The organism is Brevundimonas aurantiaca, assembly GCF_904830995.1.
Classification (GTDB): Bacteria; Pseudomonadota; Alphaproteobacteria; order Caulobacterales; family Caulobacteraceae; genus Brevundimonas; species Brevundimonas aurantiaca.
On record NZ_CAJGVD010000001.1, the window covers coordinates 203,694 to 230,463 of the forward strand.

The following is a 26,770-nucleotide window of genomic DNA, read 5'->3' on the forward strand; positions in this document are numbered from 1 at the left end:
TATGATTGCAGCCAGCCTAGCAAGGCGGAAGCGGTTCAGGCCAGCCGCTTCCGCCCCGTCGCCCTATTTCAGGACGGGCAGGTCGATGTAGGAGGCGTCGTCTCCGGCGTGATGCAGGGCGTTGTCGGCGACCCGGCCCTGGGTCTCGCTTTCGTTCGGCCCGCCGGTGTTCAGATTGCGGACGAATTTCGGGAAGTTGGAGCTGGTCACCTCGACCCGGATGCGGTGGCCCGGCTGGAAGGTGTTGCTGATGGTGATCGGCGTGGGCTGCACCGTCGCGATCTGGCCGGGCGTCAGGGGCGTGGGCCGGTCGTAGCCGGTGCGATAGCGGGCCCGCATGATGGTGTCGCCCAGGATATAGGCCGTCCCGTCCGGCGCCACATCCACCAGCTTGACCGCGAAGTCGGTGTCGGGCGCCGATGACGACACCTTCAGCACCGCATCGACGAAGCCCGTCACCTGCATCGGCTCGGTCAGCGGGTCCGAGGTATAGACCAGCACGTCGTCGCGCGCCTCGATCTGACGCTGGTCAAAGGCGCCGGCCGTGACCAGCCCGCCGTTGCAGCAGTCGCCGCCGCCGATGGTCTGGACCGGGTTCATCGGATCATAGCGATAGCGGTCGGCCTGTTCGCCCGCCGGCGGCGCCTCGGGGCTCAGCCGGCCGTCGCCGTTCAGACTGTTGGCCGCCCCGCCGGATCGCAGATACATCCGCACGGTCTGGACGCCGGCCGGCGGCCACTGGGCGGCGGTGCGCCATTCGTTCTGGCCCATGTTGAAATATTGGACGTGCGGCGTGCTGTCGGGGAAGGCGCGGCGCTCGCCCTTCAGCCAACGGTCGAACCAGGCCAGGACCAGGCCGTCCGCGTCGAAACTGGCGTCGCCCAGGTCGCGATCGCCCGAGCGGAAACCGGCCTTCAGCCCGGCGAAGGCGCAGTGAGTGTTCGGCCCCACCACCACATACTGGTTCTCGGCCGCCTCGCGGTCCTGGGTGGTCGAGCGAGCGTGATTGAACAGCTCCATGTTCGGCCCGATGGAGACGTCGTACCAGCTGTTGAACCACAGGGCCGGCACGCCCCAGCCCATGTCGTCGTGATAGAGGCCGCCCTCGCGCCAGGCCGGATCGGCGGGCGTGCGGGCGATCAGTTCCTCGAAGGTCGCGGGGGGCTCGCCCAGGTCCTTCAGCATCTCGTTGACCGGCAGATGGCGGATCTGGCTGGGCCAGTTCACCTCGGGCTTCTTGGCGTCCAAGTCGTTGTAGCGGACGATGCGGGCGCGGGTCTCCTGGTCCGTCTCCGCCGGGATCTGGGCGCGAAGCGGATTGTCGACACCGTACAGCCAGACGAAGAAAAGATTGCGCGGCACGCCGCCGGTGTACCAGTTGCCCTGTTCCTGGAACCGCCCGACCTTGCCGATTCCGGCGCCCGACGCCTGGGGGACCATGGCCGCATGGGCGGGATGGTTCTGGGCCGCCAGCGCCAGCTGCCATTCGGCCGAGGACGAGCAGCCCAGGGTGCCGACCTTGCCGTTCGACCAGGGCTGGGCTGCGATCCAGCTCAGGGCGTCATAGCCGTCGGTCTGGGGATAGCCCAGGATCTGATAGTCCCCGCCCGAGAAATAGCGCCCCCGCTCGTTCTGGATGACCAAGGCATAGCCGCGGCTGACCCAGGTCAGGGCGCTGCGGGTGGTGCGGGGGTTATAGGCCAGCTCATTATAGGGAGTGCGGATGAAGACGGTCGGCAGGGGTCCCTGGGCGTTCTTGGGCCGATAGATGTTGGTGGCCAGTCCGACTCCGTCGCGCATCGGCATCATGACCGCCATCTGCACATCGGCGATGCGGGACAGTTCGGTCTGGGCGGCCGCATCGCTGTACCGGCCATAGTCCTGGGCGGCGACCGCGGCGGGCGTAGCCGCCAGTACGGCCGCGACGACGGCGGCGACGATTCTGTTCATGATGATGCCCCTCCAAAAAGCTTGCAGAAGGTTAGGCTGCAAAGAAGGGCGCGGCAATCTTTCGCCGGGATCAGTCCTTCGCCTTGACCGCCACCTTGAAATGGCGGCCCACGATCTTGGCCGGGTTCACCTGGGCGCCGCTGCGGCGCACTTCGAAATGCAGATGGGGGCCTGTCGAATAGCCGGTCGAGCCGACCAGGCCGATTCGCTGTCCGCTCGTCACCAGATCGCCGCTGGCCACATCAATGCGGCTGAGGTGGCCGTAAAGGGTGCTGAGGCCGTTCGGATGGCGCACCTCGATAAAGGCGCCGTAGCCCCCGGCCTCATAGCCGGTGCGGACGATCCGGCCCTCTGCAGCGGTGAAGACCGACGTTCCCTTGGGCGCGGCGATGTCCACGCCCTTGTGCGCGCGGGCGCGGGCCTCGATCGCCAGCTTGCGCAGGCCGAAGGGGGAGTTAATCGCATAGCCGCGCACGGGGGCGGAAAACCCGATCTCCCGCATCACCGGACCGGCCTTTTCGACCTGAGCCTTCACCGGCGGGGCCACGGGCTCGGCCGCAGCTGTCGGCGCCGCTTCGCGCGTCACGCCGGGGGCGGCGGCGGCGGCCAACAGGGCCACGGTCGCAAAGGCGGCGGTCTGGCCGCCGTGGATCAATAGGCTTTTGCAACGCGCCAGGGGCGCGTCGGTCAGCAGGCGTCGCATTCGGCGGCGTCTCCAGCTTGGACAGGCTCTGGATTGAGCCGGAGCATGGAGCGACACGCGCGGGCGCGTTCGAAACCGTCATGCTCCTGGAAGCGGCGCTTATGCTCCTAGGCTGGGGCGACTTTTGGACCCTGATCGGGCCGGGATGGGGCTGGGCCTAATCCAGCGGGCGTCGAGCGACCAGGTCGATCAGGGCCGAACGGCCCCTGTGGCCGGCGCCTTCGTCCAGATCAGCCTCATAGGCGTGCAAATGCTCGATCGCGAAATCGCCGAACGCCGCTTCCAGCAGTTCAGGGGTGTAGAGCTGTTCGACCTGGGATGGACCCCCGGTGCCGTAGTCCAGCTGGCGCGGCGTATAGCCGTGCAACAGGATCAGGCCGCCCGGCTTCACCGACCGCTTCATGCCCTCAAAGATCGCCGCACGGAAGTCGGGTGGCGCGAATTGGATGAAGACCGCCGCCACGGCGTCATAGGCCGCTTCCGGCCAGGTCCAGCCCTCAAGGTCCTGAATCTGGAAATCGACCTCGACCCCCTCCCGCGCGGCCAGGCGTCTCGCCTTGTCCTGCGCGGCGGGCGAAATGTCGGTGGCGGTCACCTGGTGGCCCAGTCGAGCCAGATAGACGGCGTTCCTGCCTTCGCCGTCGGCGGGCGTCAGAATCCGACTGCGGGGCTTCAGCCGGTCGGCGTGCGTCACCACGAACTGGCTGGGCGCCGTGCCGAAAACATAGTCTGCGGTCGCCGCATAGCGAGCGTCCCAGCCGTCACTCAAGGTCGCCATGATCGGCCTCCGTTTCTGCGAATGGCTATCATTTGCGACCATTCGACGCAACCCAAGCCGCTGGACCTCAGGCGATGATGTCCGGCAGGATCTGATCCTCGATTTTGACGATCTCGTCCTTCAGCGCCAGCTTCTTGCGCTTCAGCCGGGCGATCAGCAGCTGGTCTGGAACAGCCGCCTCGGACAGGGCGTCGATCGAGGCCGAGAGGTCGGCATGCTCCTGGCGCAGCAATTTGACGCGGGCGTGAAGCGCCGCCTCTTCTTCGGTGATGTCCGGCACATCGTCGTTCATCGTGCAGTCCATCTTGCAGTCGGTAGAGCCAACATAGTCGGACGACCTTCAGGCGGAAAGGGTTTCGGCCAGCCGCTGCAAGGCCGGGCGAGGCGTCACCGGCGCCCAGAGCCGCGCCGTAGCGACCAGGGCTTCCAGGGCAGGGCGCGGCGACGCGCGGGGCGCGTGGTCGTCCGCTTCGTGGATCAGGGCTTCCAAGGCGGCGAGCAGATGGCGTTCCGCCTCCAGCTCCAGCCCCTTGATCTTCTCGCGGACCGCCAGGCGCGGCGCGTCCTCGATGTCGGGGACGGGCGCCTTCAGGGTGCGGCGAACGGCGCGCAGCGGCGCGACCACCACCCCGTCCCAGGCGCGGGCGATGTCGCAGGCCGCCTCGATCGTCTCGGCGTCGGGTTCATGGCCGGCCGCAGCGGCCCAGGCCGACCACAGCAGCAGGGGAACATTCTGGTCGTGGCTGTCCTGCAAGGCCAGGCAGGCCTCGCTGACGCCGGGTCGCCCATAGGCGGCGACGGCCCAGTCCCACAGGCTGCGCGTTTCGACGGCGGTCACTTCAGCCCGTCCCAGCGCCGCACGGCGCTCCAGTCCAGCCCGAACAGATCCAGGGTCCGCCCCACCGACTGGTCCACCATCTCCAGGATCGATTCCGGCCGCGCATAGAGGGCGGGCAGGGGCGGGGCGATGGTCGCGCCCATTTCGGCCAGGGCCGTCATCGTCCGCAGATGGCCCAGATGGAAGGGCGTCTCACGCACCATCAGCACCAGCGGCCGCCGTTCCTTCAACGTCACGTCGGCGGCGCGGGTCAGAAGCGAGGAGGTCACGCCCGTGGCGATCTCGCTCATCGTCTTGATGGAGCAGGGGGCCACGATCATGCCCAAGGTCTTGAAGGAGCCCGAGGCGATGGTCGCCCCGACGTCGGCCAGTTTGTGAACGACCGAGGCCTTGGCGGTCAGGTCGTCGGGCGACAGATCGGTCTCCTGCGACAATGTGAGCAGGGCGGCCTTGGTCACCACCAGATGGGTCTCGACGCCTAAATCCTTCAGCGCGTCCAGCGTCCGCGCTCCGTAGATCGCGCCGGACGCCCCTGAAATTCCCACCACCATCCGATAAGGAGCAGTCCGTATGGCTCCGTTCACATCATCGACCATTTTTGGGGCCAGCCTCCGTCGTGCCCGGACGAAAAGCAGTCACTGGAATGTGATTCCACAGCCTGCCGAACCGGGCGCTCACTCTACTGGTCCCTAACCAACGGAGGCGCAAGCCATGACCATCGAGGCTCGTATTCGCGAACTGGGTAATCGGCATCGCATGCTGGATCAGACGATCCAGCGAGAACTCAACCATCCGTCCGTGGACACGCTGCAGGTCAAGGAATTGAAGCAGAAGAAGCTTCGCTTGAAGGAAGAGATCACCATCCTGGAGCAGCGCGCCCACTGAGGATTGCGCACGCCCAGACGACGACGGCCCCGGAGAGCGCTCTCCGGGGCCGTTTTTATTCCCGTCATCCTCAGGCTTGACCCGACGATCGGATGATCCGCCGCTGGTGCGAAGACCTCAGCGCACAGCGCCAGGCCCTCGGGTCAAGCCCGAGGGCGACGGACGGATCACTCCTTCGTGCCGAACACCGATTCCGCCGTCGGCTCGGCGCCGGGACGCTGGCGGGCTTCGGGGACGAATTCCGGCTCTTCCTCGACCTCTTCGGCCACGGGCAGGATGGTGCCGCCGCCGTTCTTCAGATCGTCCTTGGCCTTCTTGTCGGCGGCCTTCTTGACGATCTCGTCCAGGGCCAGCTGACCGACCAGGCCCAGGGTCACCGGATCGACCGGCTTGATGTTGGCGCTGTTCCAGTGGGTGCGGTTGCGCACGCTCTCGATCGTGGACTTGGTCGTGCCCAGCAGTTTGGCGATCTGGGCGTCGGTCACTTCCGGGTGGTTGCGCACGAACCAGGCGATGGCGTCCGGCCGATCCTGACGACGCGACACAGGGGTGTATTTCGGCGCAGGCTTGGCCGACTTCAGCAGTTCGGCGTGGCGGCTGACGATCGCCTTCATGCGATAGTTTTCGTCGGCCTGAGCCTTGTCCAGCTCTTCGCGAGTCAGTTGGCCGCCGGTGACGGGATCGACGCCGCGGATGTCGCGGGCCACGTCGCCGTCGGCGATGCCGCGGACTTCCAGCGGATGCAGACCGCAGAAGTCGGCGATCTGCTCGAAGCTGAGGGAGGTGTTGTCGACCAGCCAGACCGCAGTGGCCTTGGGCATCAGAATGTCGCTCATGGGGCGTTCGTCCCGGTAGGGTGGGGGCCGCCGAATGGGGGTTCGGCCAGCGTTGGATACGACGGCGCCCGGCCTTTCGACCGGGCGCTTATGGTTTCGATATAGGCCTATTCGCCTGAAAAGAAAACGTCGCCCGACATTCTCGTACAGCCACGGTTCATCCGGGGGGCGGCAACCTGCGCGGTAATCGAGGCTTTCGCCTTTGGGAGAGGAGAACCACCATGTCCATTCTGCTCGGCGCCGCCATGGCCGCCGCCCTGGCTTCCGGCCAGGACATCACCGCCCAGCGGGTCGCCCCGCGCGGCAGCTACAGCCGGTCCTGCACCGAGGCCTACACCCACCGCGGACGGCTCTACGCCGACTGCCGCGACATGCGGGGCCGCATTCGCGGCACCTCGATCGAACTGGCCCGGTGCGGAGACGCAGAGATCGCCAATATGGACGGCCTTCTGGTCTGCGGCCGCGAGCGGGGGGACTATGAAGATCGTCGTCCCGACTATCCCGGTGGGAACGGCGGATGGAACGGCGAAGACAATGGCGGGGGTTGGGGCGGCGGCTCGGGCGGCGGCTGGAACGGAGGATGGGGCCGGACCTCCATCACCGTCTATGAAAACGCCAACTTCCGCGGCGCCTCGCGCGAGTTCGTCGATGAGGACCGCAACCTGGGCCGCACCCCCTTCAACGACCGGATCAGCTCCATGCGCGTTCGCGGCCGATGGGAGGTCTGCACCGACGCCGAGTTCCGGGGGCGCTGCCGCATCGTCGAAGGCGACGTCCGCTTCCTGAGCGACGGCTTCAACGACCGCATCTCCTCGATGCGGCCGGTGCGGGGCGGGGGGCGTTGGGATCGCTGAGGGCGGTCAAGGCGTCAGCACGAACTTGCCGATGTGATCGCCGGCCTCCAGCGCGCCATGCGCCTCGGCGGCCTTGTCCAACGGATAGACAGCCTGCACCGGCGGTCGCACCGCGCCGGAGGCGACCCAGGGCCAGACCGTCGCCTTAACGGCGGCGGTCAGCCGGGCCTTCTCATCGGCCGATCGGCTCCGAAGGGTCGATCCCGTCAGGACCAGCCGCTTCAGCATGATCCGCATCAGGTCGATTTCGACCACCGATCCGGACAGGGATGCGATGACCACCCAGCGACCGCCGGGCTTCAACGCCTTCAGGTTCAGTTCGGCGTAGTCGCGGCCCACCATGTCCAGCAGCACGTCGACGCCGCCCGCTTCGGCGATTGCGGCCGCCAGGTCGTCGGATCGGGCGTCCAGGCTGACATCGGCGCCCAAAGCCTGGGCCGCCTTCGCCTTGTCCGCCCCGCGCGAGGTGGCGATCACCGCAGCGCCCGCCGCCTTGGCCATTTGGATCGCCGTCACCCCGATCCCGCTCGTCGCCCCGTGGATCAGCAGCGTCTGGCCCGCCTTCAGCCCGCCCGCCTCGAACACATTGGCGAAGACGGTGAAGACGGTCTCGGGCAGGGCGGCCGCCTGAACGAAGGACAGGCCCTCCGGGATCGGCAGAACGTGGCGGGCGTCCACCACCGCCTGTTCGGCATAGCCTCCGCCGCCCAGCAGGGCGCAGACCCGGTCGCCCCGGCGCCACTGGCTTACCCCTTCGCCCAGGGCCGCGATTTCGCCCGCGACCTCCAGTCCCAGGATAGGCGAGGCGCCGGGCGGGGGCGGATAGCCGCCCCGCCGCTGCAGCAGGTCGGGCCGGTTGATTCCGGCCGCGCGCACCTGGATCACCACCTCGCCGGGGCCGGGCGTCGGATCAGCCTGTTCGGCGATCTTCAGCGCCTCAGCCGGACCCGAACCGCCCTCGATCTGGATAAGCCGCATGTCGCCTCCGCTTGCATTCGTCGCAGTCCGCGCGTTCAGATAGGGGTTCCGGCCGACTTCGGCCATACAGGCGCAGAAAGGCGACGACCATGTTCGACGATTTCGAGCCTCGCCCGCGGCGTGGAGAGGCCCTGACCACTCTTGAGCGCGAGGATCTGGACTCCTATTCGATTGAAGATCTGCAGGAGCGGATCGGCGCCCTGACGGCCGAAATCACTCGCGCCCAGACAGCGATCGAGAAGAAACAGGCCAAGAAAAGCGCCGCCGACGCCCTGTTCAGTTTTAGACCCTGATCGCCCGCGTCTCAAATCCGTGGCATGACGGTTGCAAACCCTTCGGCCCAGGCCGTTTGTGGCCCCAAGTCGGAACAAGCCTAACCTTCATGATGATGTCCCCCATGACCCTGAGCGACGATCAAGACATGGCCGCCCGGGCCGAACGCGCTCGCAAGGTGCAGGATTTCACCCGTTCCGAACTGTTCGACCGCACCTTCCGCGAAGGCATGGAACTGGTGGAGGAGACGGCGGCCTATCTGGACGGAGAGGGACGTCGCGATTCCAAGATGCTGTCCCGCTCGGCCGCCCTGGCCTATGCGGCCGAAAGCATGAAGCTGACCACGCGCCTGATGCAGATCGCCTCCTGGCTTCTGGTGCAGCGGGCCGTACGCGAGAACGACATGACGGCCGAGACCGCCTGCGAGCCGCGCTATCGTCTGAACGACCGCAAGATCGAGAGCCAGCCCAGCCACGCGGAACTGCCGATCGCCCTGGTCGAATATCTGGTCCGGTCGGAAAAACTGTTCGACCGCGCCCTCTATCTCGACCGCCGCATGTATCTGGAGGCGCCTGAGAAACAGCCGCAGAATCCGGTCCTCAGCCAGCTGGGCCTGCTGGAAGCCGCCTTCAAGGGCTGACGCCTCTAAAGCCCGACCTTACGGCCCGACGTCGTCAGCGTCGCGACGCCCGTCGTCGATCGGTCGAGGCAGGCTGACGGCGATCCCCAGCGCCTGGGCCAGCTTGCCGTCGCGGCCATAGACGTCCTCGCGGAAGGCGACCCGCCCCTGACCGTCCACGAAGGCGGTCCAGTACAGCAGCCGCACCGTGATTTCGCGCCCGGTGGTCACCCGAGTGGTCTCACGCGTCTGCTGGGCCGTGTCGAACTCCGCCAGCTTGGCGGGATCGGGCGACAGCAGCAGCCGGGCGAATTCCACGGCGTTCTGCACCCGCACGCAGCCATGGCTGCGCTGACGCATGGAAAGGTTGAAGGCGGCCTTGGACGGGGTGTCGTGCAGGAAGATGGCGTAGCTGTCGCGCAGCTCGAACTTCACATAGCCCAGGGCCGACTTCGGCCCGGCGCGCTGGATCACCGTTCCGTTGGCCACATACATGTCGTTGGCCGCCAGATAGCCGGGACCCTTGGGCAGGATTTCGCGCCGTGCGATGCCGGCCGGCACATACCAGGGCGGATTGGCGACCACCGAGGCGAAGGGTTTCTCCAGGCTGGGCGTCTGGTTCTCGGCGGAGCCGACCACCACGCGGTTGGAATGCACCGGCTTTGCATCCTTCCAATAGACCATGATGGCGGCGGCGGTGTTGACCTCGATCCGCTCGGGCGCAACGTCGCGCTTCAGCCAGCGGCGGCGTTCCAGGTTCAGGGCGATCTGACGCGCCCGATCCTCGGCCGAAGCTGAGAGAGAGCGCTGGGTGCCCGTTCCGATGCGGCCGTCGGCGTCCAGGCCGTGCCGCGTCTGGAAGCCCTGGACCGCCTGTTGCAGCTCGGCGCCGTAAGTCAGGCCCTGGGCCTTCAGCCGCGCGCCCTGCGCCGCCGTCAGATCACCCTCGGCCGTCAGCCGGTCGATCAGGGCGGGGATGCGGCGGTCGCTCATGTTGGGTTCGATCGTCGGGCCGGCCGGGAAGGCGGGCCAGCCGCCGCCGGCGGCCAGTCGGCGATAGCGCACATAGCCGGCCGACAGGTTCTGATAGCCGATGTCGGTCGGCGCCAGACCCTCGAACCAGTCCAGCAGGATGTTGCGGGCCAAGGCGTCGCTGAGGCCGCGCGGCAGGTCCACGCGGTTCTTCTGCATTTCCCACAGATCCTCGACCGTCTCGGGCCTCACCTTGCCCTCGGCCAGGACGCGGCCATAGGCCAGGGCCGCCGCCGTCGTGCGCAGATCGGCCGAGGCGGGATCGGCGGCCAGGCCCACGAAGTCGAAATAGTCGCCCGCCGACAGGCCGTGACGCTCGGCCCGGGCGGCGACGGCGTTCAGGGCGCGCATCCGCTCGCCGGTCCATACCGGCCGCCAGCCGTTCATCTCATAAAAGGCGCGAACGTCCGGTTGCTGGGTTTCCGGCAGGCGCGAAATCTGATCGTTGAAACTGTTGTAGAAGGCGGTGGCCGCCGCAGGGCGCTGGATGGAAACCTGTTGCGCCCGCGCAGCGGAGGCGAGGGCGATCGTCGCCGTTGCGACGCCCAAACCCAGTTCCCGTCTATTCATAACCCGTCCGCTTCTCGATGGCCCGATCCCCGTGAACCGACGCCCTTGTTCTTGCTGATTTGAACGCCGTCCATGTTATCGACGTTCCAGGCAAACAAAAAGCGCCGGTCATGCGACCGGCGCTTTTCGTGGCCTGATTGCCGCGATGTGTCGCAGCAAGGACGCGCTTACTTCTTGATGAAGCCGGCGAACTTGTTGTTGAAGCGCGACACGCGGCCGCCGCGGTCCATCAGCTGGGCGTTGCCGCCGGTCCAGGCCGGGTGCGTCGTCGGGTCGATGTCGAGGGCCAGCTTGTCGCCTTCCTTCCCGTAGGTCGAACGGGTCTGATAGGTCGTGCCGTCGGTCATCACCACGGTGATGAAGTGGTAGTCGGGGTGGGTGTCCGCCTTCATGGGTCGTCGTCCGGTCTCTGGGCGCGATGACGATGCCGACCGTCGCTGCGCATGAAATGAGAAACCCGCCAGAAAATCCGGCGGGAATGAGGGGCGGCGTTTACACCGGGGGGCGTTCCGGGGCAAGAGGCGGTCGCAATGACTGATCAATCCGCCGCCTCCGCCCGCTCCGCCAGTCTTCCTGCGGGGCGCGCCGCCGGCGCGGCCAGCCTGGACGGTCGGCCCAGCGCCGGCGCCGTCCTGGCCGAACAGATGTCGGAAGCGGGCGAGAAGCGCGCGAAACGCCGGGACATCCGACCCCTGGCGCGGCTGATTCCCTATGCGCTTCGGCACAAGGGCCACGCCCTCATGGCGGTGTTCTGGCTGCTCTTGTCCACCACCGCCTCCCTGGGGCTGACGGCCCTGGCCCGAGGGGCCATCGACCACGGATTTGAAGACGGCGGCGCGCGCCTGAACCTTTGGTTCCTGCTGCTGGGGGCCAACGCCCTGTTCCTGGGTCTCGCGACCGCCGCCCGCTATTTCTACGTCACACGGACGGGCGAGCGGGTCATCGCCGACCTCCGAAAGGGGCTGTTCGGCCGCATCCTGACGCTGGACCCTTCCTTCTACGCCCATATGCGGACCGGCGAGGTGCTGTCGCGCCTGACGACCGACATCGCCCTGGTCGAGACCCTGATGACGACCTCGGTCTCCTATGCGCTGCGGAACTTCCTGACCCTGATCGGCGGGGTCGTGCTGCTGTTCTTCGTCAGTCCGAAACTGACCGGCCTGGTCCTGTTGATCGTGCCGTTCCTGCTGGGGCCGATCTTCATTTTCGGCCGCCGGGTCCGCAAGTTGACCGTCGCCTCCCAGGACCGGTTCGCCGGCGCCGTCGGCTTTGCCGGTGAAAGCGTGGACGCCGTCGAGACGGTCCAGGCCTTCGGGCGCGAACACAGCGCCATCGCCCGCTTCGGCGCGGCGGTGGAAGACGCCTTCGACGCCTCTCTGAAGCGGATGCGGGCGCGGGCCTGGATGACGGCCCTGATCATCGTCGTCATGTTCGGCGGCGTGACCCTGGTCCTGTGGCTGGGCGCGCGCGATGTGGTGGCCGGTCAGATGACGCCCGGCGCCCTTCTTCAATTCGTCCTCCTGTCGGTCTTCGCCGCCGGGGCCGTGGGCGCGCTCGGCGAAAGCTGGGGCGATGTGCAGAAGGCCGCCGGCGCCATGGAGCGGATCGAGGAACTGATGCGGGCCACGCCCGACATCGCCGCCCCGGCCCGGCCCGTCGCCCTGCCCACCCCGCCGCGCGGCGAGCTCTCCATGTCGGCCGTCGATTTCGCCTATCCCGGCCGACCCGATCTGCCGGCCCTGAAGGGGTTCAGCCTGACCGTCCGTCCCGGCGAGACCGTGGCTCTGGTCGGTCCCTCCGGCGCGGGCAAGTCCACCGTCTTCCGCCTGCTGCTGCGCTTCTATGATCCGCAGACCGGTCTGGTCTCGGTCGACGGGGTGGACGTGCGCCAGGCCGATCCGGTCGAGGTTCGCAATCGCTTCGCCTGGGTGTCGCAGGAAACGCCGCTGTTTTCAGGCTCGGCCTTGGAGAACATTCGCTTCGGCCGCGAGACCGCCACCCTGGAAGAGGCCCGCGCCGTCGCTGAAAAGGCTCAGGCCCTGGGCTTTATCGACGCCTTGCCGGAAGGCTTCGACACCCCACTGGGCGAACGCGGCAAGAGCCTGTCGGGCGGTCAGCGCCAGCGTCTGGCCATCGCCCGCGCCCTGGTCCGCGACGCCCCCATCCTGCTGCTGGACGAGGCGACGAGCGCCCTCGACGCCGAAAGCGAACGGCTGGTCCAGGCGGCCCTGGATCAGGCCATGACCGAGCGCACCACCCTGGTCATCGCCCACCGCCTCGCCACCGTCCTGCGCGCCGACCGCATCGTCGTCATGGACGACGGCCGTGTGGTGGAGGAGGGGACCCACGCCCAGCTGGTCGCACAGGGGGGGCTCTACGCCCGCTTGGCCGAGCTTCAGTTCCGGGCGGATTGAGCCGAAGACCCTTAGTTGGACGAAGGATTCGCGGAGCGTCCTGATCGCGCCAGGGCCGGAAAGTCTGTGAAGACGGCGTCCACCCCTGCCTCGGAGAAGGCGGCGGCGTAGCCGGCCATGTCGCCGTGGTCCGCAAAGCCTTCGCCCCGGCGCCGCTCGGCGGGCAGGAAGGCGTTCTCGGCCCTCAGGGTCCAGATCACCACCTTCAACCCTGCGGCGTGGGCGTCGGCGACCAGGGCGCTCGGTCCGGTCGTCCGCCCGTCCGCGTCTCTCGGCAGGACCAGGGTCATGTCCGGCGCCGCCCAATCGGCATAGGCGGCCATGGCCTTCAGCCCTTCCGGCGTGATCATCTGGGCATAGGTCAGGTCCGGCCGATCCACGGGCCCGCCCTCGGACGCGATCAACTGGGCCAGGGGCGCGCCGATCCGCCTCGACAGTCGCTCCAGCGGCCCGACCTCGAAACACTGGACGATGATTGGGACGTCGGCGCCGGTCAGGTCCAGTCGTCTCAGCTCGGCCACAAAAGCGTCCTCCATCGGCAGGCCGACGCCGGCGAAATAGGTCGGGTGTTTCAACTCGGGCGCCACCGCTATGGTCCGGCCCGTCCGGGCCGAGGCCTCGCGCGCAATGGCGACCACCTCGTCGAAGGTCAGGATCGGCTCGCGCCCATCATAGGCGGCGCTGCCGGGCCGAAAGGCGGGCAGCCGTTCCTTGGCCCGCAGCGTCTTCAGCTCGGCCAGGGTGAAGTCCTCGGTGAACCAGCCCGTGACCTCGGTCCCGTCGATGGTCTTGGTGGTCTTGCGATCCGCAAACTCCGGCCGTTCGGCGACATCGGTCGTTCCGCTGATCTCGTTCTCGTGCCGGTCGATGAAGACCCCGTCCTTGGATAGCACCAGATCCGGCTCGATCACGTCCGCGCCCTGCTGGATCGCCAGTTCATAGGCCGCCCGCGTATGCTCGGGGCGTTCGCCCGAGGCGCCGCGATGGGCGATGATCAGCGGCTGGGCCATGGCCGGCGTTCCGACAAGGAGGGCGAGGGCGGTGACGATGGCGCGGATCATGCCCCCTGGATAGGGGCGCCGCGCGACAAGGATATGAATGTCCTGGGGAGGGGGACCGCGAAGCGGTGGAGGGGTTCTTGACGCCTACCGGCCGCTGGTGATGCGGCAAGAGCCCCTTCGTTACGGCGCTGAAGAAGCGCCGCGCCACTTCCCCGCAAGCGGGGAAGAGACAGAAGCGAGCCTCAGGACGCCTGCAACACCTTGCGCAGTTGCGGATGAAGCTCGGTGTTCGACGCCAGGATCGACGCGCCCGTCTTGGGATCGCCGTCGTTGTCGATGGTCGTAACCCGGCCCCCGGCCTCGGTGACGAACAGTATGCCCGCCGCCACGTCCCAGGGCTTCAGGTTGCGCTCATAGTAGGCGTCATATCGGCCGGCGGCGACCCAGGCGAAGTCCAGGGCCGCCGAACCCAGACGTCGGATGCCGGCGACGCGCTGGCCCACGGCGTGGATGTCCTTGATCGCCTGGGCGTGACCCGACTTGCCGATGAAGGGCAGGCCGGTGGCGATCAGGCTTTCCGACAGGTCGCGACGCCCGGAGACGCGGATCCGCTGATCGTTCAGATAGCAGCCCTTGCCCTTCTCGGCCCAGAACAGCTCGTTCATGACGGGATTGTAGGTCACCCCGGCGACGATCTCGCTGGACCCGTCCGGGGCGCGCCGCTCCAGGCCCACCGTTATGGCGAAATGGGGCAGGGCGTGCATGAAGTTGGTCGTGCCGTCGATCGGATCGACGATCCAGGTGTGGGACTTGTCGGTCCCCTCGACCATGCCCCGTTCCTCGCCCAGGAAGCCATAGCCGGGGCGGGCCTTGGTCAGCAGTTCGAACAGGGTCTCTTCAGCCTTCAGGTCGGCGGCGGTGACGAAGTCGCCCGGCCCCTTGCGCGACACTTGCAACTGGGACACCTCGCCGAAGTCGCGAAGCATAGGACGGGCGGTCTTGCGGACCGCGTCGGTCATGACCTGAAGCAGGGCGGAGGCGAGGGCCATTGTGGAATCTCCTGGTCCGCATGTCCTCTAAAGCCGCTTAGGCCGGAGATGCGGAGAAGTTCAAGGGGGACGCGGAAGGCGTCGGGAAGTGCTGGTGAATAGTGCTGGTGAATAGTGCTGGTGAGCAGAAGGTGAGCGGAAGTCGTGCGGAGCGCCTTGCCCCGCCGGCCCCTCTGCTCACCAGCACTATTCACCAGCACCTGTCGGAGTTCAGTCCGCGCGGCGGACGTATTCGCCGCTGGTCGTGTCGACGACGATCTTCTCGCCGGCCGACATATAGGGCGGGATCATGATCCGCACGCCGTTCGAGGCGATCGCGGGCTTGTAGGAGGACGAGGCCGTCTGACCCTTCACGGTCGGCTCGGTCTCGGCGACTTCCAGCACGACCTGATCGGGCAGTTCCAGGCCGATCGGACGCTCTTCGTGCATCTCGATGACGACCTTCATGCCCTCTTGCAGATAGGGGATGCGCTCGTCGCCGACCCAGTCCTTCTGCAACTCGATCTGCTCATAGGTGGCGTCATCCATGAAGACCAGGCTGTCGCCGTTGTCGAACAGATAGGAGAAGTCCTTCTGTTCCAGGGTCACGCGCTCGACCTTGTCTTCCGAGCGGAAGCGTTCGTTCAGCTTATTGCCGGTCTCGAGGTTCTTGGCTTCGACGTTGGCGAAGGCGCCGCCCTTGCCGGGCTTGACGTGGCTGGCCTTGGTGACGACCCACAGGCCGCCGTTGTGTTGCAGGACCATGCCGGGCTTGATGGCGTTGCCGTTGATCTTCATGGGGTCACATCGGGAATGGAGTTGCGCCCGCGCGCCCAGGTTGGAGCGTGGCGAATAGGGCGCGATCCCTAGAGGAAGCCCCCGAAAAGGGCAAGGCGGACCTAGTGGAGGGTCCGCTCGTTCATCTGATCGGCTTTCCGATGAAGGAAGTTGCCCACCCGAACGCCGCCGCCTGTCGGGGCGGCCATCTTGCCGGCGCCCTCGTCCAGTTTGCGGGCCTCATGGGCGAAGGCCGCAGCGAGACCGGCCGACGACATGGCGGCCGCCACCTGTTTCCACATCGACGAGGGGCGCAATCCCAGCCAGACGGCGTTGACCGTCTGGGCCGCGACCCAAAGCCCCATGGCGCGCGTCCTTTCGGGCCGGTGCGGCGCATTCCAGACCCGCACCGCCGACAGGGTCGTGGCCGAAAACACCGCTGGCAGGATCAGGCTGAAGGCGCCGCGCGGCTTCTCCGTAATGGGCAGATCGCCGTCGCGCACATGTTTCAGCTTTCGTTTGGGGGTGAATGCGCCTGACGCTATGCCCGTCGCCAGCAGAGCAAACCCCACCGTCAGCGCCACCCCAACCGCGACATGCGCCGCGCTCCGCCCCTCGCTGTTCAACAGATCCACGGCCGCGTCGCGCACGTCGTCGATGGCGTCGTCGATATCCGTCATGGTCCGCTCCCGCTTGTCAGGAAAATCTAATGGGCGGACGGGGCGCCGGTTCCGTCAGACCTCGTCCGGTTCGACCGGTTCCGTCTCGCGCGGATCGAAATCATAGTCCAGCAGGTCGCCGGGGCGGCACTCCAGCACCGCGCACAGCCGCGCCAGAGTGCTGAACCTTATGCCCTTCACCTTGCCGGATCGAAACAGCGAGAACTGGGTCTCGCTGAGGCCCACCTGGGCGGCGACGTCGCGCGCCTTCAGGCCCTTGCGAACCATCAGATCATTCAGGGTGACGCGAACCGGCATTCAGATTATCTCGTCCATCTCGGCCTGTATTCGGCCGGCGTGGTCGATGACGCGCCCCAACAGGAACAGGGCGCCGCCGATCATGCCCAGAGTCATGCCGGCGATGTCGAAATAGGCGAAGCCGCCCTGGGTAAGACCCAACAGCCGCATCAGGTTGGTGACGCCAAAGACGCTGAGCACTCCGCCAAGGCCAAGCGCCAACCCCACGCGACGCAGGGCGGACGATAAGGTCGGCTGGATCAAACGCCCCTTCGCCAACTGCCCCATCGCCGACCCGATCGACCAGACGGCGAAAAGGTAGAATAGGGCGGGCAGGGCCCAAAGGACTTGTTCAACCAGCAGCCGGACCGGGCGATCTCCCTGCGCCAGGAAGAAGGCGACCGGCGCCAGGGCCAGCAAGCCGCCGACGCTGACGACCATGAAGATCGCAAGCGCGCGGAACTGCCGGCACATCAGCCGAAAGCGGGCGAGGTTGTCAGCGGTCATGGGCCTTGTTCCGAGTTGAAACCTGTCTTGTTTTTAATCTTGACTTAAAAATCCGAGGGCCGCAACTTTATCTAAGAGTTAAAGATTGGGTTGGGCATGGCGGCTATAGAGACTGAGGGACTGACCCGTCTTTTCGGGGATCGTCGGGCGGTGGACGGCGTGTCCATGACCGTGCCGGATCATTCGGTCTATGGCGTCCTGGGCCGCAACGGCGCCGGCAAGACCACGACGATGAAGATGCTGACCGGCCTGCTGCGGCCCTCATCGGGCGTGGCTCGGGTTTGCGGCGTCGATGTCGTCAAGGACCGCAGAGGCGCGGCCCGCAAGATCGGGGCCCTGCTGGAGGCGCACGGCTTCTATGGCCATCTTTCGGGACGAGAGAATCTGGACCTGACCCGGCGACTTCTGGGTCTGGCGACGACTGAGGTCGATCGGGTGCTGGACGTCGTCGATATGAGGCGCGACGGCGGACGGCGCGTCGGCGACTACTCCCTGGGCATGCGCCAGAGGCTTGGCATCGCCCGCGCCCTGCTGGGGGCCCCGCCGGTGCTCATGCTGGACGAACCGACGAACGGGTTGGACCCCGACGGCATCGCCGACATGCGTCACTTCCTGCGGGAACTGCCGATCCGCGCGGGGGCGACGGTCCTGCTGTCCAGCCACCAGCTCGGCGAGATCGAACAGACCGCCACCCATGTCGGCGTAATCCATCAGGGTCGGCTGGTGGTCGAGGGCGAACTGGCCCGGCTTAAGGCCGAACTGGCGCCAGAGATCGGGCTGCGTGTCGATGACCCGGCACGCGCCCGCGCCGTCTTGCGTTCGCGAGACCTGACCCTGAGCGACGACGCCGATGGGCTGGTGGCGCAGCTGCGTCCCGGCGACGATAATGACCAGGTCTGCGCGGCTTTGAACCGCGATCTGGTTGCGGCCGGCGTAGCCGTCTTCTCTATCGGCTCGCGCGCGCCCTCGCTCGAGGGCGTCTATCGCGCCGCCTCCGCCGTCTCCCGAAGACCCGTCTCGGAGCCCGTCTGATGTTGACCGTTCTGTCTGTAGAAGTTCGGAAGCTGAACCGTTCTTTGGCTCTGGTGCTTGCGGCGACAGCGCCCGCCCTGATCGCCGTCTTCGTCTTCTCGATGCTGCTTCGGTCCAAGACGCCGTCGGAGTGGGACATGTGGATCGGCAGCGGCATGGCGATCTGGGCCTATTTCATGATGCCCCTGTGCGTCGCGGCCCTAACCGCTCTGGTCGCGCACATGGAGCACGGCCCGCGAAGCTGGGATCATTTGCGCGCCCTGCCTGTTCCCCGCTGGACGCTCTACGCGGCCAAGGCGGTCTGCGTGATCGCTCTCGTGCTGATCATGAGCGCGGCGGTGCTGGGCGCGACCATAGGGGCGGTGGCGCTGGGCGGCCTGATCAAGCCGGAGGCCGCGGCTATGGGCGCGCTCGATTTGACGGGCTACGCCTGGTCGATGGCGCGGATGGCGGCGGCCGCCCTGCTGATGATCGCCATACAGTTCTGGACCGCCATCCGCTTCGCCAGTTTTGTGCCGGGCTTGGCCTTGGGCATTGGGGGAACCTTCTTCGCCGTCGTGGCCACATCCGCCAGGCAAGGGGTGTTCATGCCTTGGCAGATGCCCGTCAACGTCCTGGCGACCGAGGCCTGGCGGGTGCAGACCGCATTGACGCTGGGCGGTGGTTTGGGCCTTGTCGTGCTCGCGGCGGCGGTGCTGCACCTGGCCCGCCGCGAGGGACGCTAGAGCATGATCGTTTCGGACGGAACCGCTTCGCGGTTCCGACAGAAGCGTGAATCATGCTCTCGCTTTAATCTGGAGCCTGATTCACGGCTTCAGCGGAATCGCGAAGCGATTCCACTTCAACCGATCAGGCTCTAAGGAGCCTCAGCCGCCCGTCGCGGCGCTGTCGGTGACGATCTCCTTCATGGCCGACTGCAGATAGTTCTGTGCGCCCATCAGTTCGATCAGCTTGTGCTGGTTTTCGAGGAAGTCGATGTGCTCCTCGGTGTCGGACAAAATCTTCATCAGCAGGTCACGGCTGACGTAGTCGCGGGCCTCTTCGCACTGGGTCACGGCGGCGGCGGTGGCGACACGACTATCCAGCTCCAGCTGCAGGTCGGCGCCCAGGCATTCGATCGGATCCTCGCCGACCTTGAGCTTGTGCAGATCCTGCAGATTCGGCAGGCCGTCCAGGAAGAGGATGCGTTTGATCAGCATGTCGGCGTGCTTCATCTCGCCGATCGATTCTTCGTAGATCACGTGGCCGAGGTGGGCCAAGCCCCAGCTCTCGAACATGCGCGCGTGAAGGAAATACTGATTGACCGCCGTCAGTTCGTTAGTCAGCACAGCGTTCAGTGTGCGGAGGATTGCGGGGTCGCCCTTCATGGTCCTGTCCTTGCTCTGGAGACGACCTCTGCGCCGTCTGCCAGGCCATGCCGTACCACAGTAAAAGCCAGTTTGTTTATTTGCGAGTTTTTATCACTACATTGATAGTGCGAGTGATTTTCGCCCGCGAAGGATTCGGCGACTATTCGGCGGCGAGGGCGAAGGCTTCGCGGTTGTCCTGGATCATTTGTCGCATCTCACAGACGCATTTGGCGCACTGGGCCTGACACTGGTGGCGCTCGAAAATGTCGCGCGGACGACTGGCTCCGGCCTCGATGGCTTGAGCGACGTCTCTTTGACGCAGACCGTTGCAGTTGCAGACGTACACGAGGATCCATGCGGTCGAGGCTGATAATGGTTCGCTATAGCATCCGTTAAGGCGATTGCAAGTCGTTCGCACGCATTGCGCCGTCTGATACCGTTGACGAATGGTCGCAGGAGAGGGAAGCAGCGCCATGGCCAAGTCCCCCACCGTTCCCGCCCGTCCGCCCTGCCGCCTCTATCTGATCACCCCTCCGGTGATTCCGGATCTGGACGCCTTTGCGAACCTGCTGGGTCAGGCGTTGGAGGCCGGCGACGTGGCGGCGCTGCAAATCCGGCTCAAGCCGGCCGACGACGCCGCGGTCCGGGCGGCGGTCGCGGCGCTGGCGCCCGTCGCGCGTCGCCACGGCGTGGCCGTTCTGCTGAACGACCGCCCGGATTTGGCCAAGGAGACCGGATGCGATGGCGTGCACATCGGCCAGCAGGACGCCACTCTGGCCGAGGCTCGGCGCATCATGGGGCCAGACGCCATGATAGGCGTCACTTGTCACGACGACCGTGAACTGGCCTGGGACGCCGCAGAGGGCGGAGCCGACTATGTCGCCTTCGGTGCCTTCTATCCGACCGACACCAAGACCACGACGCACCGGCCGGAGTTGGAGCTTCTGACCGTCTGGCAGGAAACGGTCGAGGCGCCCTGCGTCGCCATCGGCGGGATCACGGTGGACACGGCCCAGGACCTCGCCCGCGCGGGGGCCGATTTCATCGCCGTCAGCAGTGGCGTCTGGTCCTATGCCCAGGGGCCGGCGGCGGCGGTCAAGGCTTTCAACGAAAGGTTGAAGTTCTGAACCGCGCCCTGCTTCAGGGTATTTTAGCATGATCGGCGTCTAATCTTCGGCGGATCCATTCGCCGAGACCCTTTACATGACGATGAGCCGCGCGCTCGACATCGCAACCGCAGCCCCTGCGTCGGCAGCCGGCGTAGGCCGCAGCAAGGCGGGCAGTGATTTGTTCGCCCACCCCGTCGTGCCCGTCTTGACCGGCGTGGCGGTGGCCTTGCTGGTCGCCGTGGCGGTCAATTTTGCGCGCAGCTCCGGCCTGGTGGTCGGCCTGTGGGCCGCCAGCGGCGTGGCGGTTGCGGTCTGGCTGAGGACCGGCAGCGGACGCCGTCACGACATGGTCTTCGCCCTGGTTCTGACCGTCAGCCTCATGATCGGCGAGTTGATCTCGGGAAACAGTCCGGCGCTGTCGTTGCTCTTCACTGCCGGCAATCTGATCGAGATCGGGGCGGCTGTGTTTCTGGTGCGTCGAGTTTTGCCGAGCCTGCACATTCTCAGTCTGGGCAGCACCGTCCGCTTTCTGCTCTGCGCCCTGATCGCCCCTGTCCCCGCAGGCCTGGCGGTGGCCTTTGCCTTGCCGCATCTGGGTCAGGAGGCGTCGCTGGAAAGTTTCAAGACCTGGTGGTTCGGCCATGCCCTGGGCATAGCGGTGATCGGGGCTCTGGGACTTTCATTGACCCGTTCCACTCTGACCCGCCTGAACCGCTCTCAGACGCGATTTGAGGCGGCGGGCCTGATGACCGCCATTCTGGCCTTCTACTACATCGGCTTCACCGGACAGATGTCCATGGGCTTCATCATGACGCCGCTGCTGCTGGCGGTGGCGGTGCGTCTGGGTGTGGCGGGCTCGGCCTTCAGCCTTCTGATCGTCTCGATCCTGGCGGTGGGCAGCGCCATGGCCGGCGCCGGCCCCTATGTCGCCGGAATGGCGCGCGCCGAACAGGTGCTGATAGCGCAGCTGCTGGTTCTCATCGGCTATATGCCGACCCTTCTGGTGGCCGCCCTTCTGGAAGAACGAGATCGGCTGGCCGAGCGAGCGCGTCTGGGACAGGTCCGGGCCGAAATGACCTCCGAAGCCAAGTCTCGCCTGCTGGCCAATGTCGCGCACGAGATCAAAAGCCCAGTGGCGGGCGTCATCGGCATCGGCCAACTCTGGTCAAGCGGGCAACTGGGGCCGGTGACGCCGAAACAGGCGGAGATGGCGGACATGCTGGTAAAGACGGCCCGCCAGGTCGAGGCCCTGGCGCACGATCTGCTGGACGTGGCGCGCGCCGAATCCGGCTCGGTCAAGGTCGAACTGCGCCCGACCGACGTGGTGGGCGTGCTCGATGACGTCCGCCGCAGTGCGGTGCTGTTGCCCGAGGCCCAGGGCGTGGAGATCACCGTCGTCTGCGAGGACGGCCACGCGGTGGCCGTGGCGGACTCCCAACGACTGGTTCAGGTCGTGACCAACCTGGCGGTCAATGCGCTCAAATACGGCGGTGCGGGCGGCGGCGTGATCCTGCGAGCGATCCAGCAGGAGGATTGCGTTCGCATCGAGGTGTCCGACTTCGGCCCCGGCCTGTCCGAGGAGAAGCAGGCGCAGCTGTTTGAGCCCTTCAACCGTCTGGGGCTGGAACGATCCAGCGTGGAAGGCCACGGCGTCGGCCTGGCCCTGGCCAAGCGGCTGGTTGAGCTTCAAGGCGGCGCCATAGGCGTGGTGTCGGCGCCGGGCGAGGGCGCGACCTTCTGGATCGAGCTGCCGCGCGCCTGACGGGGCCTTGCGGTTCAGCCTGCGGCGCGTAAAGGTCGCGCCATGTTCGCTCTCGCTCTCGCCGCCACGCTTCTGTCCGGTCAAGAAGCGTCGTCCGCACCGCGCTCGCCGTCGGATCTGACGCGGGATTTGAACAGCGGTCCGCCCTTCAAACCGACGACCGCATCTCAACCCCAGCCGCCGGCGACCTCTTCTCAAACCGGGGCGGCGCCGATTCAGTCGGGGGCGTCGTCTGTGACGCGCGACCTCAACAGCCTGTCGGCGGGGCGTGCGCCGGCCGCCGCGCCCGCGCCCGCGACGCCCTCCGCAACGTCCGCTGCGATCGGGGCCGAGCCCTCGGCTGCGGCGCCGACCTCTCCGGCGGTGCGACCGGCGATCACGCCGCCACCACGGCCGACGCCCGCGACGACGCCCGCCGTCACGTCGCCGGCCGCGCCGACCTCTTCGGCGACCAGCGCTGCGCCGTCGGCGAACCCTGTCGGCTTGTCAGGCCTGGACGCCGCCGCTATCGCCGCCTTGCCCTTCACCCTTGAGCTGCCGCAGAGCCTGATCCTGACCCGCGCCCCGGCGGGCGCCGACGCCGCCGTCTATTCGGTTCGGGCCGCCGGGGGGCTTCCCCTCGTCATGATCTATGTGGGTCCGGCGTCGCAATTCCCCATTTACGACGGCGAGGTGGTGCGGGCCGGAGGGCGCGCCTCGGTCGTGGTCAGCGAAGGCGGGCGACGTCAGGCGCTGGAGCACCTGTTCCAGCGGCCGTCCGCGCCCCAGGAAATCCATATCTGGGTGGCGAGTGTGGACGACGCCGCCCGCGACTTGGCCGAGAGGATTGCGCAGTCGGTGGACGCCCGCTGACGTCCTGGGGTCAGTTTTCCGACCAGACCGCCATCTCCGTCCCGGCAGGATCGGCGAAGTGGAAGCGACGACCGCCCGGAAAGGCGTAGATTGGCTTCAGGATCACGCCGCCGGCCGTCTCGACCTTGGCCTGCATGGCCTCCAGGTCGTCCGCGTAAAGAACGGGTAGAGGCGTCCTGGTTCGTTCCGCCTCGTCGGCGTCGAAACCGCCGTCCAGCCCCTGATCGAAGGCAGCGTAGGTCGGGCCGTAATCGACAAAGGTCCAGCCGAAGGCCTGACTGTAGAAATCCTTGGTCTTGGGCAGGTCTGCGGCGGGCAGTTCGAGGTAGTCCAGCTTTCCGTCTTCACGCACGGTTGATCTCCTAAGGTGCGGCGCCACCGACGAACCCGTCTTGCATACCGCTCAGATGCGCGCAAACCTGCAAACGGTTCGCAGTTGCAGGAGTCGGCTATGATCGTGATGACGACGGGTCTAACCGGCCTGATGGCGCTTATGCGGCAGGACGAGAAGCCGAAGGACAGAGCGAACGGCGACGCCGGTCAGCCGTCCAGCCTGCGGCCGAGTACGATCACCTCCTGCCGCTCCAGACCCAGTCGCTGATAAAAGCCCACAGCCGCCTCGTTATCGCTGCGGACCATGAGCTGAAGTTTGGGGACGCCTCTGACCATCAGCCAGTCTTCCGCCGCCGCCATCAGGCTGCGCCCCAAGCCGCGGCGACGACGCCCGGGGTCAACCGCCAGATAATAGACCCAGCCGCGATGGCCGTCGAAGCCCACCATGATGGTCCCGCCTATTCCCGCGTCGTCCGCCGCGACCAGAACGGCGGAGGTCGCGCCGCCCTTCGCCAGAGTCAGGTCCGCAACCGGGTCGTTCCATGGGCGCGTGAGGCCGCAGGCTGTCCAAAGTGCGATGACCGCCTCGTCTTCCCCTTTGCGGATGGGTCGGATGTCCGTCATCCGACCTGGGCGCGGTGCCGCAGGAGGGCGTCGGCCAGGACGCAAGCGGCCATGGCCTCGACCACCGGCACGGCGCGCAGGGCGACGCACGGGTCGTGCCGGCCCTTGGTGCGCAGGTCGGCCTCCTCGCCGTCACGGGTGATGGTCTGGCGCGGCGTCAGGATCGAGGAGGTGGGTTTGAACGCCACCCGCGCCGTGACCGGCTGTCCTGTGGAGATGCCGCCCAGCACTCCGCCCGCATGGTTCGACAGGAAGACCGGCTGCTTGTTCAGGTCCAGCCTCATCTGGTCGGCGTTGTCCTCTCCCGACAATTCCGCCGCTCCAAAGCCGGCGCCGATCTCCACGCCCTTGGCGGCGTTGATCGACATCAGGGCGGCGGCCAGTTCGGAATCCAGCTTGCCGTAGAGCGGCGCGCCCCAGCCGGCAGGCACGCCGGTCACCTCCAGGGCGACGACGGCGCCGATCGACGAGCCGGCCTTGCGGACCTCGTCCAGATAGGCCTCCCATTCCGCAACGACCGCGCTGGAGGCGGCGAACAGCGGGTTGCCATGCACGGCGTCGAAATCAATGGCTTCCGGTGCGATCCGGTGCGGGCCGATCTTCACCACGCCGGCGCGGATCTTGACGCCGTCGCCCAGCACCTTGCGCGCCACAGCTCCCGCCGCCACGCGGCTGGCCGTCTCGCGCGCCGACGAGCGCCCGCCGCCCCGCGGATCGCGAACGCCGTACTTGGTCTGATAGGTGAAGTCGGCATGGCCGGGACGATAGGCGCGGGCGATCTCGCCATAATCTTTGGACCTCTGGTCCTCGTTTTTGATCAGGATCGAGATGGGCGTGCCGGTGGTCACCGGGCCCTCGCCGTCATCGAACACGCCGGACAGAATCTGCGCGGTGTCGCTTTCGCGTCTTTGGGTCACGAAGCGCGAACCGCCGGGCTTTCTCTGGTCAAGCCAGGGCTGAAGATCGGCCTCGGTCAGAGGGATCAGCGGCGGGCAGCCGTCCACGACGCAGCCGATGGCCGGGCCGTGGCTTTCGCCCCAGGTGGTCACGCGGAACAGATGGCCGAAGGTGTTGTGCGACATAGGGCGACGCTTAGAGCATGACGGCGCCCGGCGAAACCGTCACGCCGGGTTCGCGAAGTGCTTTGCGCCCTCAGGCCGCCAGCCGTTCCGGCGTCCAGGCTCGGGTGAACTGCGCCAGCAGGTCTTCGGCCGGGGACCGCGTTTCGGACGACGGGGTCAAGGTCACGAACAGATGGCCCGGAGGGCGGGATCCGCGCGCCGGCAGTCCCAGGTTTTTCAGCCGAATGCGGACCGGCGCCGCACGGTCGGGCGTGATCCAGGCGGAGCGTGTCCCGGCGTGGGTGTCGATCTCGACCCGGCCGCCTTCCTGCAACAGGCGCTGAGGCGTCGGCCAACTCATGAACAGATCGTCGCCCAGGACCGACAGGCCATCCTGGGGGCGGATCAGCACCGCCAGGAGAAGGTCCGCCCCGTCGGCCGCCCCGCCGCGCAGTCGCAACGTCTCTCCGGTTCGAAGGCCCGGCGGCGCCGCGACCCGGATCGTGCGTGCACCCAGCCGCAAATCAATCTTGGCGCCCGCGACCGCCTGCAAGGGGCTGAGGCTGAGCACAGGCGGGGCGGCGGGCCGGTCCGGCGTCCCCGGCGCGACGTCGCCCGGCCTGTAGGCCTGGACCAGGCGATAGGCGGCGATGACTCTGCGAAACCGATCGGCGTCTCCGCCAGGCTGGTCGGGCCGCGCCGCCTTCACCGCCGCGCGGAAGGCCGCCTTCAGCGATTCAGCGTCGGCGGCGTCCTGAAGCCCCAAGGTGGAAAGGGCGTCACGAACCGCATCGGCGTCTGATCGGGAATGAGAAGGGCTCATTTCGCTACCGTTCGCGCCTTAGGGTCAACGCCGGGTTAACCAGCTTGATCTGGACGGCGGGGAGGGGGGATTTGATCCCGATCATTTTCATCGGCTCCTTCACAGTCTAAATCCTGCGCATGACCGCACCAGTGATCCCGCCCAGTCCGTCGCGAGAGGAATACGCTCGCGACTACGCCGCCGCCCTGGCCGCCAACGGCGACGAAAGCCTGTTCGACCGCACCGAACCGATCGGTCCCTTCATCGAGTGGCTCGCTGAGGCGCGCGCGCATGAGGTCAATGATTCCAACGCCATGACCCTGTCCACCGTGGACGCCGACGGCATGCCGGACGCGCGGATCGTGTTGTTGAAGGACGTCGATGCGCGCGGCTTCACCTTCTATTCGAACCGCGAAAGCGCCAAGGGCGTCGAACTGGCGGCGCGGCCGGTCGCCGCCTTGACCTTTCACTGGAAGTCGCTGCGCCGTCAGGTGCGGGTGCGAGGCTCAGTCGAACCGGTGACGCCTCAGGAGGCCGACGACTATTTCGCCAGCCGGGCCCGCGAGAGCCGCATCGGCGCCTGGGCCTCGGACCAGTCGCGCCCGCTGGACGATCGCCAGAGCCTGGAAGCGGCCGTCGCGCGCGAGACTGCGCGTTTCCAGGACCTGGAGGTGCCGCGTCCTGAGCGGTGGAGCGGCTGGCGGGTGACGCCTCATGTCGTCGAGTTCTGGCGCGACCGGCCGTTCCGCCTGCATGACCGGCTGCAGTTCACCCGCGACGGCGACGCCTGGCTGCGACAGCGCCTTTGGCCCTAGGTCGTCCTGCGGGACTGAATCGTTTCGCACAG

Annotated in this window: 34 protein-coding genes; 11 read left to right on the forward strand and 23 right to left on the reverse strand. The window is 67.0% G+C overall.

Features of this window, described 5'->3' with window-relative positions; translation table 11 throughout:
• Positions 1 to 63: 63 nt before the first annotated feature.
• The 6 genes from JMT67_RS00990 to JMT67_RS01015 all read right to left on the reverse strand — a co-directional run bounded on the left by JMT67_RS00990 (position 64) and on the right by JMT67_RS01015 (position 4,865).
• The gene (locus JMT67_RS00990) at positions 64 to 1,950 is read right to left on the reverse strand and encodes a CocE/NonD family hydrolase (RefSeq protein WP_183215908.1); all 1,887 of its coding nucleotides are present in this window, start codon (positions 1,948 to 1,950) and stop codon (positions 64 to 66) included.
• Between the two features lie 70 nt (positions 1,951 to 2,020).
• Positions 2,021 to 2,653, reverse strand: coding sequence for a M23 family metallopeptidase (locus JMT67_RS16155; RefSeq protein WP_201462466.1), 633 nt, complete (start codon positions 2,651 to 2,653; stop codon positions 2,021 to 2,023).
• Positions 2,654 to 2,810: 157 nt separating this feature from the next.
• Positions 2,811 to 3,431 carry an SAM-dependent methyltransferase gene (locus JMT67_RS01000; RefSeq protein ID WP_201462467.1) on the reverse strand — a complete coding sequence of 207 codons (621 nt, stop codon included), beginning with the start codon at positions 3,429 to 3,431 and terminating at the stop codon, positions 2,811 to 2,813.
• A 67-nt stretch (positions 3,432 to 3,498) separates the two neighbouring features.
• Entirely contained in the window at positions 3,499 to 3,723 is a 225-nt protein-coding gene (locus JMT67_RS01005) for a YdcH family protein (protein ID WP_054765420.1), read from the reverse strand.
• A gap of 48 nt (positions 3,724 to 3,771) precedes the next feature.
• On the reverse strand, positions 3,772 to 4,269 hold the full coding sequence (locus JMT67_RS01010; RefSeq protein WP_201462468.1) for a TIGR02444 family protein: 498 nt from the start codon (positions 4,267 to 4,269) through the stop codon (positions 3,772 to 3,774).
• Entirely contained in the window at positions 4,266 to 4,865 is a 600-nt protein-coding gene (locus JMT67_RS01015; RefSeq protein WP_201462469.1) for a UbiX family flavin prenyltransferase, read from the reverse strand. The genes JMT67_RS01010 and JMT67_RS01015 overlap by 4 nt, the downstream gene beginning before the upstream one ends.
• 115 nt (positions 4,866 to 4,980) lie before the next feature.
• On the opposite strand from JMT67_RS01015, the gene JMT67_RS01020 reads away from it, so the two are divergent.
• Complete coding sequence (locus JMT67_RS01020) at positions 4,981 to 5,154, forward strand: YdcH family protein (RefSeq protein WP_054765422.1); 174 nt, start codon at positions 4,981 to 4,983, stop codon at positions 5,152 to 5,154.
• A gap of 167 nt (positions 5,155 to 5,321) precedes the next feature.
• On the opposite strand, the gene JMT67_RS01025 is transcribed toward JMT67_RS01020, so the two are convergent.
• A complete protein-coding gene (locus JMT67_RS01025; RefSeq protein WP_201462470.1) occupies positions 5,322 to 5,990 on the reverse strand; it encodes a DUF1013 domain-containing protein in 669 nt (222 codons plus the stop codon).
• 221 nt (positions 5,991 to 6,211) lie between these two features.
• Between JMT67_RS01025 and JMT67_RS01030 the strand changes: the two genes are divergently transcribed.
• The gene (locus JMT67_RS01030; RefSeq protein WP_201462471.1) at positions 6,212 to 6,844 is read left to right on the forward strand and encodes a beta/gamma crystallin-related protein; all 633 of its coding nucleotides are present in this window, start codon (positions 6,212 to 6,214) and stop codon (positions 6,842 to 6,844) included.
• Positions 6,845 to 6,850: 6 nt separating this feature from the next.
• Here the strand turns inward: JMT67_RS01030 and JMT67_RS01035 are convergent, their stop codons facing one another.
• Positions 6,851 to 7,822, reverse strand: a complete 972-nt coding sequence (locus JMT67_RS01035; protein WP_201462472.1) for an NAD(P)H-quinone oxidoreductase — start codon at positions 7,820 to 7,822, stop codon at positions 6,851 to 6,853.
• A gap of 89 nt (positions 7,823 to 7,911) precedes the next feature.
• Between JMT67_RS01035 and JMT67_RS01040 the strand changes: the two genes are divergently transcribed.
• Positions 7,912 to 8,115 carry a DUF1192 domain-containing protein gene (locus JMT67_RS01040; RefSeq protein WP_054765426.1) on the forward strand — a complete coding sequence of 68 codons (204 nt, stop codon included), beginning with the start codon at positions 7,912 to 7,914 and terminating at the stop codon, positions 8,113 to 8,115.
• A gap of 104 nt (positions 8,116 to 8,219) precedes the next feature.
• Complete coding sequence (gene rcdA, locus JMT67_RS01045; RefSeq protein ID WP_233455748.1) at positions 8,220 to 8,735, forward strand: protease adaptor protein RcdA; 516 nt, start codon at positions 8,220 to 8,222, stop codon at positions 8,733 to 8,735.
• Between the two features lie 18 nt (positions 8,736 to 8,753).
• On the opposite strand, the gene JMT67_RS01050 is transcribed toward rcdA, so the two are convergent.
• Both JMT67_RS01050 and rpmE read right to left on the reverse strand, forming a co-directional pair.
• On the reverse strand, positions 8,754 to 10,316 hold the full coding sequence (locus JMT67_RS01050; RefSeq protein ID WP_201462474.1) for a L,D-transpeptidase family protein: 1,563 nt from the start codon (positions 10,314 to 10,316) through the stop codon (positions 8,754 to 8,756).
• Between the two features lie 167 nt (positions 10,317 to 10,483).
• A complete protein-coding gene (gene rpmE, locus JMT67_RS01055) occupies positions 10,484 to 10,708 on the reverse strand; it encodes a 50S ribosomal protein L31 (RefSeq protein WP_054765428.1) in 225 nt (74 codons plus the stop codon).
• Between the two features lie 138 nt (positions 10,709 to 10,846).
• On the opposite strand from rpmE, the gene JMT67_RS01060 reads away from it, so the two are divergent.
• Positions 10,847 to 12,730 carry an ABC transporter transmembrane domain-containing protein gene (locus tag JMT67_RS01060; protein WP_407645709.1) on the forward strand — a complete coding sequence of 628 codons (1,884 nt, stop codon included), beginning with the start codon at positions 10,847 to 10,849 and terminating at the stop codon, positions 12,728 to 12,730.
• 11 nt (positions 12,731 to 12,741) lie between these two features.
• Here JMT67_RS01060 and JMT67_RS01065 read toward each other — a convergent pair whose 3' ends face one another.
• From JMT67_RS01065 to JMT67_RS01090, 6 genes are all read right to left on the reverse strand, one after another.
• Positions 12,742 to 13,791: a glycerophosphodiester phosphodiesterase gene (locus JMT67_RS01065; RefSeq protein WP_201462475.1), complete on the reverse strand. Its 1,050-nt coding sequence runs from the start codon at positions 13,789 to 13,791 to the stop codon at positions 12,742 to 12,744.
• Positions 13,792 to 13,973: 182 nt separating this feature from the next.
• Entirely contained in the window at positions 13,974 to 14,780 is an 807-nt protein-coding gene (locus JMT67_RS01070; protein WP_183215891.1) for an inositol monophosphatase family protein, read from the reverse strand.
• A gap of 210 nt (positions 14,781 to 14,990) precedes the next feature.
• Positions 14,991 to 15,557, reverse strand: a complete 567-nt coding sequence (efp, locus tag JMT67_RS01075) for an elongation factor P (protein WP_054765432.1) — start codon at positions 15,555 to 15,557, stop codon at positions 14,991 to 14,993.
• A 101-nt stretch (positions 15,558 to 15,658) separates the two neighbouring features.
• Positions 15,659 to 16,216 (reverse strand): tryptophan-rich sensory protein, encoded by a 558-nt coding sequence (locus JMT67_RS01080; RefSeq protein WP_183215887.1) that lies wholly within the window; start codon positions 16,214 to 16,216, stop codon positions 15,659 to 15,661.
• Positions 16,217 to 16,270: 54 nt separating this feature from the next.
• Positions 16,271 to 16,513 (reverse strand): helix-turn-helix domain-containing protein, encoded by a 243-nt coding sequence (locus JMT67_RS01085; RefSeq protein WP_054765434.1) that lies wholly within the window; start codon positions 16,511 to 16,513, stop codon positions 16,271 to 16,273.
• Positions 16,514 to 16,999, reverse strand: a complete 486-nt coding sequence (locus JMT67_RS01090; RefSeq protein WP_201462476.1) for a DUF2975 domain-containing protein — start codon at positions 16,997 to 16,999, stop codon at positions 16,514 to 16,516.
• 96 nt (positions 17,000 to 17,095) lie between these two features.
• On the opposite strand from JMT67_RS01090, the gene JMT67_RS01095 reads away from it, so the two are divergent.
• Together JMT67_RS01095 and JMT67_RS01100 are read left to right on the forward strand one after the other, a co-directional pair.
• Positions 17,096 to 18,031, forward strand: coding sequence for an ABC transporter ATP-binding protein (locus tag JMT67_RS01095; protein ID WP_201462477.1), 936 nt, complete (start codon positions 17,096 to 17,098; stop codon positions 18,029 to 18,031).
• Positions 18,031 to 18,756: an ABC transporter permease gene (locus JMT67_RS01100; protein ID WP_201462478.1), complete on the forward strand. Its 726-nt coding sequence runs from the start codon at positions 18,031 to 18,033 to the stop codon at positions 18,754 to 18,756. Before JMT67_RS01095 ends, JMT67_RS01100 begins: the two co-directional genes overlap by 1 nt.
• 141 nt (positions 18,757 to 18,897) lie before the next feature.
• Here the strand turns inward: JMT67_RS01100 and bfr are convergent, their stop codons facing one another.
• A complete protein-coding gene (bfr, locus tag JMT67_RS01105; RefSeq protein ID WP_054765438.1) occupies positions 18,898 to 19,398 on the reverse strand; it encodes a bacterioferritin in 501 nt (166 codons plus the stop codon).
• Positions 19,399 to 19,540: 142 nt separating this feature from the next.
• Positions 19,541 to 19,726, reverse strand: coding sequence for a (2Fe-2S)-binding protein (locus JMT67_RS01110; protein WP_182713935.1), 186 nt, complete (start codon positions 19,724 to 19,726; stop codon positions 19,541 to 19,543).
• Positions 19,727 to 19,853: 127 nt separating this feature from the next.
• Here JMT67_RS01110 and thiE point away from each other — a divergent pair, with 127 nt between their 5' ends.
• Both thiE and JMT67_RS01120 read left to right on the forward strand, forming a co-directional pair.
• The gene (gene thiE / locus JMT67_RS01115) at positions 19,854 to 20,507 is read left to right on the forward strand and encodes a thiamine phosphate synthase (RefSeq protein ID WP_183215881.1); all 654 of its coding nucleotides are present in this window, start codon (positions 19,854 to 19,856) and stop codon (positions 20,505 to 20,507) included.
• Between the two features lie 160 nt (positions 20,508 to 20,667).
• On the forward strand, positions 20,668 to 22,251 hold the full coding sequence (locus JMT67_RS01120) for a sensor histidine kinase (RefSeq protein WP_233455749.1): 1,584 nt from the start codon (positions 20,668 to 20,670) through the stop codon (positions 22,249 to 22,251).
• A 215-nt stretch (positions 22,252 to 22,466) separates the two neighbouring features.
• Here JMT67_RS01120 and JMT67_RS01125 read toward each other — a convergent pair whose 3' ends face one another.
• Positions 22,467 to 22,778, reverse strand: coding sequence for a hypothetical protein (locus JMT67_RS01125; protein WP_152949935.1), 312 nt, complete (start codon positions 22,776 to 22,778; stop codon positions 22,467 to 22,469).
• On the opposite strand from JMT67_RS01125, the gene JMT67_RS01130 reads away from it, so the two are divergent.
• Positions 22,768 to 23,103: a hypothetical protein gene (locus JMT67_RS01130; RefSeq protein ID WP_152949937.1), complete on the forward strand. Its 336-nt coding sequence runs from the start codon at positions 22,768 to 22,770 to the stop codon at positions 23,101 to 23,103. The two genes, JMT67_RS01125 and JMT67_RS01130, sit on opposite strands and share 11 nt — an antisense overlap.
• A gap of 10 nt (positions 23,104 to 23,113) precedes the next feature.
• Here the strand turns inward: JMT67_RS01130 and JMT67_RS01135 are convergent, their stop codons facing one another.
• From JMT67_RS01135 to JMT67_RS01150, 4 genes are all read right to left on the reverse strand, one after another.
• Positions 23,114 to 23,455, reverse strand: coding sequence for a VOC family protein (locus tag JMT67_RS01135; RefSeq protein ID WP_201462480.1), 342 nt, complete (start codon positions 23,453 to 23,455; stop codon positions 23,114 to 23,116).
• A gap of 188 nt (positions 23,456 to 23,643) precedes the next feature.
• Positions 23,644 to 24,060 carry a GNAT family acetyltransferase gene (locus JMT67_RS01140; RefSeq protein ID WP_201462481.1) on the reverse strand — a complete coding sequence of 139 codons (417 nt, stop codon included), beginning with the start codon at positions 24,058 to 24,060 and terminating at the stop codon, positions 23,644 to 23,646.
• The gene (aroC, locus tag JMT67_RS01145; RefSeq protein ID WP_201462482.1) at positions 24,057 to 25,142 is read right to left on the reverse strand and encodes a chorismate synthase; all 1,086 of its coding nucleotides are present in this window, start codon (positions 25,140 to 25,142) and stop codon (positions 24,057 to 24,059) included. Before aroC ends, JMT67_RS01140 begins: the two co-directional genes overlap by 4 nt.
• Positions 25,143 to 25,212: 70 nt before the next feature.
• On the reverse strand, positions 25,213 to 25,944 hold the full coding sequence (locus tag JMT67_RS01150; protein WP_182713940.1) for a DnaJ C-terminal domain-containing protein: 732 nt from the start codon (positions 25,942 to 25,944) through the stop codon (positions 25,213 to 25,215).
• Positions 25,945 to 26,063: 119 nt separating this feature from the next.
• Between JMT67_RS01150 and pdxH the strand changes: the two genes are divergently transcribed.
• Positions 26,064 to 26,738: a pyridoxamine 5'-phosphate oxidase gene (gene pdxH / locus JMT67_RS01155; protein ID WP_182713941.1), complete on the forward strand. Its 675-nt coding sequence runs from the start codon at positions 26,064 to 26,066 to the stop codon at positions 26,736 to 26,738.
• Positions 26,739 to 26,770: the final 32 nt, after the last annotated feature.